The sequence below is a fragment of the Kitasatospora papulosa genome (assembly GCF_000717245.1).
GTDB classification, from domain to species: Bacteria; Actinomycetota; Actinomycetes; order Streptomycetales; family Streptomycetaceae; genus Streptomyces; species Streptomyces papulosus.
The window spans coordinates 1-7,956 of sequence record NZ_JNYQ01000037.1; the positions used below are offsets into that span (position 1 = coordinate 1).

Consider the following 7,956-nt stretch of genomic DNA (forward strand, 5'->3'; position numbering starts at 1 on the left):
CCAACATATAGTAACCCTTAATTTTATTAAAATAACCGCAATTTATTTGGCGGCAACACAGGATCTCTCTTTTAAGTTACTCTCTATTACATACGTTTTCCATCTAAAAATTAGTAGTATTGAACTTAACGGGGCATCGTATTGTAGTTTTCCATATTTAGCTTTCTGCTTCCTTTTGGATAACCCACTGTTATTCATGTTGCATGGTGCACTGTTTATACCAACGATATAGTCTATTAATGCATATATAGTATCGCCGAACGATTAGCTCTTCAGGCTTCTGAAGAAGCGTTTCAAGTACTAATAAGCCGATAGATAGCCACGGACTTCGTAGCCATTTTCGTGAAAGAAAAGAAGTCAGCTGCGTCGTTTGACATCACTGCTATCTTCTTACTGGTTATGCAGGTCGTAGTGGGTGGCACACAAAGCTTTGCACTGGATTGCGAGGCTTTGTGCTTCTCTGGAGTGCGACAGGTTTGATGACAAAAAATTAGCGCAAGAAGACAAAAATCACCTTGCGCTAATGCTCTGTTACAGGTCACTAATACCATCTAAGTAGTTGATTCATAGTGACTGCATATGTTGTGTTTTACAGTATTATGTAGTCTGTTTTTTATGCAAAATCTAATTTAATATATTGATATTTATATCATTTTACGTTTCTCGTTCAGCTTTTTTATACTAAGTTGGCATTATAAAAAAGCATTGCTTATCAATTTGTTGCAACGAACAGGTCACTATCAGTCAAAATAAAATCATTATTTGATTTCAATTTTGTCCCACTCCCTGCCTCTGTCATCACGATACTGTGATGCCATGGTGTCCGACTTATGCCCGAGAAGATGTTGAGCAAACTTATCGCTTATCTGCTTCTCATAGAGTCAACTCGTGAAAGGTAGGCGGATCCCCTTCGAAGGAAAGACCTGATGCTTTTCGTGCGCGCATAAAATACCTTGATACTGTGCCGGATGAAAGCGGTTCGCGACGAGTAGATGCAATTATGGTTTCTCCGCCAAGAATCTCTTTGCATTTATCAAGTGTTTCCTTCATTGATATTCCGAGAGCATCAATATGCAATGCTGTTGGGATGGCAATTTTTACGCCTGTTTTGCTTTGCTCGACATAAAGATATCCATCTACGATATCAGACCACTTCATTTCGCATAAATCACCAACTCGTTGCCCGGTAACAACAGCCAGTTCCATTGCAAGTCTGAGCCAACATGGTGATGATTCTGCTGCTTGATAAATTTTCAGGTATTCGTCAGCCGTAAGTCTTGATCTCCTTACCTCTGATTTTGCTGCGCGAGTGGCAGCGACATGGTTTGTTGTTATATGGCCTTCAGCTATTGCCTCTCGGAATGCATCGCTCAGTGTTGATCTGATTAACTTGGCTGACGCCGCCTTGCCCTCGTCTATGTATCCATTGAGCATTGCCGCAATTTCTTTTGTGGTGATGTCTTCAAGTGGAGCATCAGGCAGACCCCTCCTTATTGCTTTAATTTTGCTCATGTAATTTATGAGTGTCTTCTGCTTGATTCCTCTGCTGGCCAGGATTTTTTCGTAGCGATCAAGCCATGAATGTAACGTAACGGAATTATCACTGTTGATTCTCAAGTCAACCTTTACCGCTGATTCGTGGAACAGATACTCTCTTCCATCCTTAACCGGAGGTGGGAATATCCTGCATTCCCGAACCCATCGACGAACTGTTTCAAGGCTTCTTGGACGTCGCTGGCGTGCGTTCCACTCCTGAAGTGTCAAGTACATCGCAAAGTCTCCGCAATTACACGCAAGAAAAAACCGCCATCAGGCGGCTTGGTGTTCTTTCAGTTCTTCAATTCGAATATTGGTTACGTCTGCATGTGCTATCTGCGCCCATATCATCCAGTGGTCGTAGCAGTCGTTGATGTTCTCCGCTTCGATAACTCTGTTGAATGGCTCTCCATTCCATTCTCCTGTGACTCGGAAGTGCATTTATCATCTCCATAAAACAAAACCCGCCGTAGCGAGTTCAGATAAAATAAATCCCCGCGAGTGCGAGGATTGTTATGTAATATTGGGTTTAATCATCTATATGTTTTGTACAGAGAGGGCAAGTATCGTTTCCACCGTACTCGTGATAATAATTTTGCACGGTATCAGTCATTTCTCGCACATTGCAGAATGGGGATTTGTCTTCATTAGACTTATAAACCTTCATGGAATATTTGTATGCCGACTCTATATCTATACCTTCATCTACATAAACACCTTCGTGATGTCTGCATGGAGACAAGACACCGGATCTGCACAACATTGATAACGCCCAATCTTTTTGCCTCATTTATAAACTCCTTGCAATGTATGTCGTTTCAGCTAAACGGTATCAGCAATGTTTATGTAAAGAAACAGTAAGATAATACTCAACCCGATGTTTGAGTACGGTCATCATCTGACACTACAGACTCTGGCATCGCTGTGAAGACGACGCGAAATTCAGCATTTTCACAAGCGTTATCTTTTACAAAACCGATCTCACTCTCCTTTGATGCGAATGCCAGCGTCAGACATCATATGCAGATACTCACCTGCATCCTGAACCCATTGACCTCCAACCCCGTAATAGCGATGCGTAATGATGTCGATAGTTACTAACGGGTCTTGTTCGATTAACTGCCGCAGAAACTCTTCCAGGTCACCAGTGCAGTGCTTGATAACAGGAGTCTTCCCAGGATGGCGAACAACAAGAAACTGGTTTCCGTCTTCACGGACTTCGTTGCTTTCCAGTTTAGCAATACGCTTACTCCCATCCGAGATAACACCTTCGTAATACTCACGCTGCTCGTTGAGTTTTGATTTTGCTGTTTCAAGCTCAACACGCAGTTTCCCTACTGTTAGCGCAATATCCTCGTTCTCCTGGTCGCGGCGTTTGATGTATTGCTGGTTTCTTTCCCGTTCATCCAGCAGTTCCAGCACAATCGATGGTGTTACCAATTCATGGAAAAGGTCTGCGTCAAATCCCCAGTCGTCATGCATTGCCTGCTCTGCCGCTTCACGCAGTGCCTGAGAGTTAATTTCGCTCACTTCGAACCTCTCTGTTTACTGATAAGTTCCAGATCCTCCTGGCAACTTGCACAAGTCCGACAACCCTGAACGACCAGGCGTCTTCGTTCATCTATCGGATCGCCACACTCACAACAATGAGTGGCAGATATAGCCTGGTGGTTCAGGCGGCGCATTTTTATTGCTGTGTTGCGCTGTAATTCTTCTATTTCTGATGCTGAATCAATGATGTCTGCCATCTTTCATTAATCCCTGAACTGTTGGTTAATACGCTTGAGGGTGAATGCGAATAATAAAAAAGGAGCCTGTAGCTCCCTGATGATTTTGCTTTTCATGTTCATCGTTCCTTAAAGACGCCGTTTAACATGCCGATTGCCAGGCTTAAATGAGTCGGTGTGAATCCCATCAGCGTTACCGTTTCGCGGTGCTTCTTCAGTACGCTACGGCAAATGTCATCGACGTTTTTATCCGGAAACTGCTGTCTGGCTTTTTTTGATTTCAGAATTAGCCTGACGGGCAATGCTGCGAAGGGCGTTTTCCTGCTGAGGTGTCATTGAACAAGTCCCATGTCGGCAAGCATAAGCACACAGAATATGAAGCCCGCTGCCAGAAAAATGCATTCCGTGGTTGTCATACCTGGTTTCTCTCATCTGCTTCTGCTTTCGCCACCATCATTTCCAGCTTTTGTGAAAGGGATGCGGCTAACGTATGAAATTCTTCGTCTGTTTCTACTGGTATTGGCACAAACCTGATTCCAATTTGAGCAAGGCTATGTGCCATCTCGATACTCGTTCTTAACTCAACAGAAGATGCTTTGTGCATACAGCCCCTCGTTTATTATTTATCTCCTCAGCCAGCCGCTGTGCTTTCAGTGGATTTCGGATAACAGAAAGGCCGGGAAATACCCAGCCTCGCTTTGTAACGGAGTAGACGAAAGTGATTGCGCCTACCCGGATATTATCGTGAGGATGCGTCATCGCCATTGCTCCCCAAATACAAAACCAATTTCAGCCAGTGCCTCGTCCATTTTTTCGATGAACTCCGGCACGATCTCGTCAAAACTCGCCATGTACTTTTCATCCCGCTCAATCACGACATAATGCAGGCCTTCACGCTTCATACGCGGGTCATAGTTGGCAAAGTACCAGGCATTTTTTCGCGTCACCCACATGCTGTACTGCACCTGGGCCATGTAAGCTGACTTTATGGCCTCGAAACCACCGAGCCGGAACTTCATGAAATCCCGGGAGGTAAACGGGCATTTCAGTTCAAGGCCGTTGCCGTCACTGCATAAACCATCGGGAGAGCAGGCGGTACGCATACTTTCGTCGCGATAGATGATCGGGGATTCAGTAACATTCACGCCGGAAGTGAATTCAAACAGGGTTCTGGCGTCGTTCTCGTACTGTTTTCCCCAGGCCAGTGCTTTAGCGTTAACTTCCGGAGCCACACCGGTGCAAACCTCAGCAAGCAGGGTGTGGAAGTAGGACATTTTCATGTCAGGCCACTTCTTTCCGGAGCGGGGTTTTGCTATCACGTTGTGAACTTCTGAAGCGGTGATGACGCCGAGCCGTAATTTGTGCCACGCATCATCCCCCTGTTCGACAGCTCTCACATCGATCCCGGTACGCTGCAGGATAATGTCCGGTGTCATGCTGCCACCTTCTGCTCTGCGGCTTTCTGTTTCAGGAATCCAAGAGCTTTTACTGCTTCGGCCTGTGTCAGTTCTGACGATGCACGAATGTCGCGGCGAAATATCTGGGAACAGAGCGGCAATAAGTCGTCATCCCATGTTTTATCCAGGGCGATCAGCAGAGTGTTAATCTCCTGCATGGTTTCATCGTTAACCGGAGTGATGTCGCGTTCCGGCTGACGTTCTGCAGTGTATGCAGTATTTTCGACAATGCGCTCGGCTTCATCCTTGTCATAGATACCAGCAAATCCGAAGGCCAGACGGGCACACTGAATCATGGCTTTATGACGTAACATCCGTTTGGGATGCGACTGCCACGGCCCCGTGATTTCTCTGCCTTCGCGAGTTTTGAATGGTTCGCGGCGGCATTCATCCATCCATTCGGTAACGCAGATCGGATGATTACGGTCCTTGCGGTAAATCCGGCATGTACAGGATTCATTGTCCTGCTCAAAGTCCATGCCATCAAACTGCTGGTTTTCATTGATGATGCGGGACCAGCCATCAACGCCCACCACCGGAACGATGCCATTCTGCTTATCAGGAAAGGCGTAAATTTCTTTCGTCCACGGATTAAGGCCGTACTGGTTGGCAACGATCAGTAATGCGATGAACTGCGCATCGCTGGCATCACCTTTAAATGCCGTCTGGCGAAGAGTGGTGATCAGTTCCTGTGGGTCGACAGAATCCATGCCGACACGTTCAGCCAGCTTCCCAGCCAGCGTTGCGAGTGCAGTACTCATTCGTTTTATACCTCTGAATCAATATCAACCTGGTGGTGAGCAATGGTTTCAACCATGTACCGGATGTGTTCTGCCATGCGCTCCTGAAACTCAACATCGTCATCAAACGCACGGGTAATGGATTTTTTGCTGGCCCCGTGGCGTTGCAAATGATCGATGCATAGCGATTCAAACAGGTGCTGGGGCAGGCCTTTTTCCATGTCGTCTGCCAGTTCTGCCTCTTTCTCTTCACGGGCGAGCTGCTGGTAGTGACGCGCCCAGCTCTGAGCCTCAAGACGATCCTGAATGTAATAAGCGTTCATGGCTGAACTCCTGAAATAGCTGTGAAAATATCGCCCGCGAAATGCCGGGCTGATTAGGAAAACAGGAAAGGGGGTTAGTGAATGCTTTTGCTTGATCTCAGTTTCAGTATTAATATCCATTTTTTATAAGCGTCGACGGCTTCACGAAACATCTTTTCATCGCCAATAAAAGTGGCGATAGTGAATTTAGTCTGGATAGCCATAAGTGTTTGATCCATTCTTTGGGACTCCTGGCTGATTAAGTATGTCGATAAGGCGTTTCCATCCGTCACGTAATTTACGGGTGATTCGTTCAAGTAAAGATTCGGAAGGGCAGCCAGCAACAGGCCACCCTGCAATGGCATATTGCATGGTGTGCTCCTTATTTATACATAACGAAAAACGCCTCGAGTGAAGCGTTATTGGTATGCGGTAAAACCGCACTCAGGCGGCCTTGATAGTCATATCATCTGAATCAAATATTCCTGATGTATCGATATCGGTAATTCTTATTCCTTCGCTACCATCCATTGGAGGCCATCCTTCCTGACCATTTCCATCATTCCAGTCGAACTCACACACAACACCATATGCATTTAAGTCGCTTGAAATTGCTATAAGCAGAGCATGTTGCGCCAGCATGATTAATACAGCATTTAATACAGAGCCGTGTTTATTGAGTCGGTATTCAGAGTCTGACCAGAAATTATTAATCTGGTGAAGTTTTTCCTCTGTCATTACGTCATGGTCGATTTCAATTTCTATTGATGCTTTCCAGTCGTAATCAATGATGTATTTTTTGATGTTTGACATCTGTTCATATCCTCACAGATAAAAAATCGCCCTCACACTGGAGGGCAAAGAAGATTTCCAATAATCAGAACAAGTCGGCTCCTGTTTAGTTACGAGCGACATTGCTCCGTGTATTCACTCGTTGGAATGAATACACAGTGCAGTGTTTATTCTGTTATTTATGCCAAAAATAAAGGCCACTATCAGGCAGCTTTGTTGTTCTGTTTACCAAGTTCTCTGGCAATCATTGCCGTCGTTCGTATTGCCCATTTATCGACATATTTCCCATCTTCCATTACAGGAAACATTTCTTCAGGCTTAACCATGCATTCCGATTGCAGCTTGCATCCATTGCATCGCTTGAATTGTCCACACCATTGATTTTTATCAATAGTCGTAGTCATACGGATAGTCCTGGTATTGTTCCATCACATCCTGAGGATGCTCTTCGAACTCTTCAAATTCTTCTTCCATATATCACCTTAAATAGTGGATTGCGGTAGTAAAGATTGTGCCTGTCTTTTAACCACATCAGGCTCGGTGGTTCTCGTGTACCCCTACAGCGAGAAATCGGATAAACTATTACAACCCCTACAGTTTGATGAGTATAGAAATGGATCCACTCGTTATTCTCGGACGAGTGTTCAGTAATGAACCTCTGGAGAGAACCATGTATATGATCGTTATCTGGGTTGGACTTCTGCTTTTAAGCCCAGATAACTGGCCTGAATATGTTAATGAGAGAATCGGTATTCCTCATGTGTGGCATGTTTTCGTCTTTGCTCTTGCATTTTCGCTAGCAATTAATGTGCATCGATTATCAGCTATTGCCAGCGCCAGATATAAGCGATTTAAGCTAAGAAAACGCATTAAGATGCAAAACGATAAAGTGCGATCAGTAATTCAAAACCTTACAGAAGAGCAATCTATGGTTTTGTGCGCAGCCCTTAATGAAGGCAGGAAGTATGTGGTTACATCAAAACAATTCCCATACATTAGTGAGTTGATTGAGCTTGGTGTGTTGAACAAAACTTTTTCCCGATGGAATGGAAAGCATATATTATTCCCTATTGAGGATATTTACTGGACTGAATTAGTTGCCAGCTATGATCCATATAATATTGAGATAAAGCCAAGGCCAATATCTAAGTAACTAGATAAGAGGAATCGATTTTCCCTTAATTTTCTGGCGTCCACTGCATGTTATGCCGCGTTCGCCAGGCTTGCTGTACCATGTGCGCTGATTCTTGCGCTCAATACGTTGCAGGTTGCTTTCAATCTGTTTGTGGTATTCAGCCAGCACTGTAAGGTCTATCGGATTTAGTGCGCTTTCTACTCGTGATTTCGGTTTGCGATTCAGCGAGAGAATAGGGCGGTTAACTGGTTTTGCGCTTACCCCAAC

15 protein-coding genes are annotated in these 7,956 nt (G+C 44.9%); 1 reads left to right on the plus strand and 14 read right to left on the minus strand.

The features are described 5' to 3' along the window. Positions 1 to 873: 873 nt before the first annotated feature. The 13 genes from IA22_RS35915 to IA22_RS35970 all read right to left on the minus strand — a co-directional run bounded on the left by IA22_RS35915 (position 874) and on the right by IA22_RS35970 (position 6,958). Positions 874 to 1,770: an excisionase gene (locus tag IA22_RS35915; protein WP_081889925.1), complete on the minus strand. Its 897-nt coding sequence runs from the start codon at positions 1,768 to 1,770 to the stop codon at positions 874 to 876. Positions 1,771 to 2,065: 295 nt separating this feature from the next. After that, positions 2,066 to 2,326, minus strand: coding sequence for a hypothetical protein (locus IA22_RS38165; RefSeq protein WP_081889924.1), 261 nt, complete (start codon positions 2,324 to 2,326; stop codon positions 2,066 to 2,068). A 191-nt stretch (positions 2,327 to 2,517) separates the two neighbouring features. Beyond that, positions 2,518 to 3,066 (minus strand): ead/Ea22-like family protein, encoded by a 549-nt coding sequence (locus IA22_RS35925; protein ID WP_001289873.1) that lies wholly within the window; start codon positions 3,064 to 3,066, stop codon positions 2,518 to 2,520. Then, positions 3,063 to 3,284 carry a TraR/DksA family transcriptional regulator gene (locus IA22_RS35930; protein ID WP_000763367.1) on the minus strand — a complete coding sequence of 74 codons (222 nt, stop codon included), beginning with the start codon at positions 3,282 to 3,284 and terminating at the stop codon, positions 3,063 to 3,065. Before IA22_RS35930 ends, IA22_RS35925 begins: the two co-directional genes overlap by 4 nt. Positions 3,285 to 3,675: 391 nt before the next feature. Beyond that, positions 3,676 to 3,867 carry a DUF1382 family protein gene (locus tag IA22_RS35940; protein ID WP_015979260.1) on the minus strand — a complete coding sequence of 64 codons (192 nt, stop codon included), beginning with the start codon at positions 3,865 to 3,867 and terminating at the stop codon, positions 3,676 to 3,678. Continuing rightward, positions 3,840 to 4,028: a DUF1317 domain-containing protein gene (locus IA22_RS35945; RefSeq protein WP_001251812.1), complete on the minus strand. Its 189-nt coding sequence runs from the start codon at positions 4,026 to 4,028 to the stop codon at positions 3,840 to 3,842. The genes IA22_RS35940 and IA22_RS35945 overlap by 28 nt, the downstream gene beginning before the upstream one ends. Continuing rightward, positions 4,019 to 4,699, minus strand: a complete 681-nt coding sequence (locus tag IA22_RS0133385) for a lambda exonuclease family protein (protein ID WP_000186853.1) — start codon at positions 4,697 to 4,699, stop codon at positions 4,019 to 4,021. Before IA22_RS0133385 ends, IA22_RS35945 begins: the two co-directional genes overlap by 10 nt. Beyond that, positions 4,696 to 5,481 carry a phage recombination protein Bet gene (gene bet, locus IA22_RS35950; RefSeq protein WP_000100844.1) on the minus strand — a complete coding sequence of 262 codons (786 nt, stop codon included), beginning with the start codon at positions 5,479 to 5,481 and terminating at the stop codon, positions 4,696 to 4,698. The genes IA22_RS0133385 and bet overlap by 4 nt, the downstream gene beginning before the upstream one ends. A gap of 5 nt (positions 5,482 to 5,486) precedes the next feature. Further along, a complete protein-coding gene (locus IA22_RS0133395) occupies positions 5,487 to 5,783 on the minus strand; it encodes a host-nuclease inhibitor Gam family protein (RefSeq protein ID WP_000995451.1) in 297 nt (98 codons plus the stop codon). A gap of 74 nt (positions 5,784 to 5,857) precedes the next feature. After that, positions 5,858 to 6,001 carry a host cell division inhibitory peptide Kil gene (gene kil / locus IA22_RS36985; protein WP_000372937.1) on the minus strand — a complete coding sequence of 48 codons (144 nt, stop codon included), beginning with the start codon at positions 5,999 to 6,001 and terminating at the stop codon, positions 5,858 to 5,860. After that, positions 5,970 to 6,134, minus strand: a complete 165-nt coding sequence (locus IA22_RS36990) for a protease FtsH-inhibitory lysogeny factor CIII (protein WP_001198861.1) — start codon at positions 6,132 to 6,134, stop codon at positions 5,970 to 5,972. Before IA22_RS36990 ends, kil begins: the two co-directional genes overlap by 32 nt. Before the next feature lie 72 nt (positions 6,135 to 6,206). Next, positions 6,207 to 6,575 carry a DUF2528 family protein gene (locus tag IA22_RS35965; protein ID WP_000065374.1) on the minus strand — a complete coding sequence of 123 codons (369 nt, stop codon included), beginning with the start codon at positions 6,573 to 6,575 and terminating at the stop codon, positions 6,207 to 6,209. A gap of 182 nt (positions 6,576 to 6,757) precedes the next feature. Next, complete coding sequence (locus IA22_RS35970) at positions 6,758 to 6,958, minus strand: antirestriction Ral family protein (RefSeq protein WP_000213975.1); 201 nt, start codon at positions 6,956 to 6,958, stop codon at positions 6,758 to 6,760. A 236-nt stretch (positions 6,959 to 7,194) separates the two neighbouring features. Here IA22_RS35970 and IA22_RS35975 point away from each other — a divergent pair, with 236 nt between their 5' ends. Beyond that, positions 7,195 to 7,707: a superinfection exclusion B family protein gene (locus IA22_RS35975; protein WP_231912168.1), complete on the plus strand. Its 513-nt coding sequence runs from the start codon at positions 7,195 to 7,197 to the stop codon at positions 7,705 to 7,707. Here IA22_RS35975 and IA22_RS35980 read toward each other — a convergent pair. Beyond that, positions 7,708 to 7,956 (minus strand): antitermination protein (locus IA22_RS35980; RefSeq protein ID WP_209443751.1); only part of this gene is annotated, 249 nt, incomplete at its 5' end.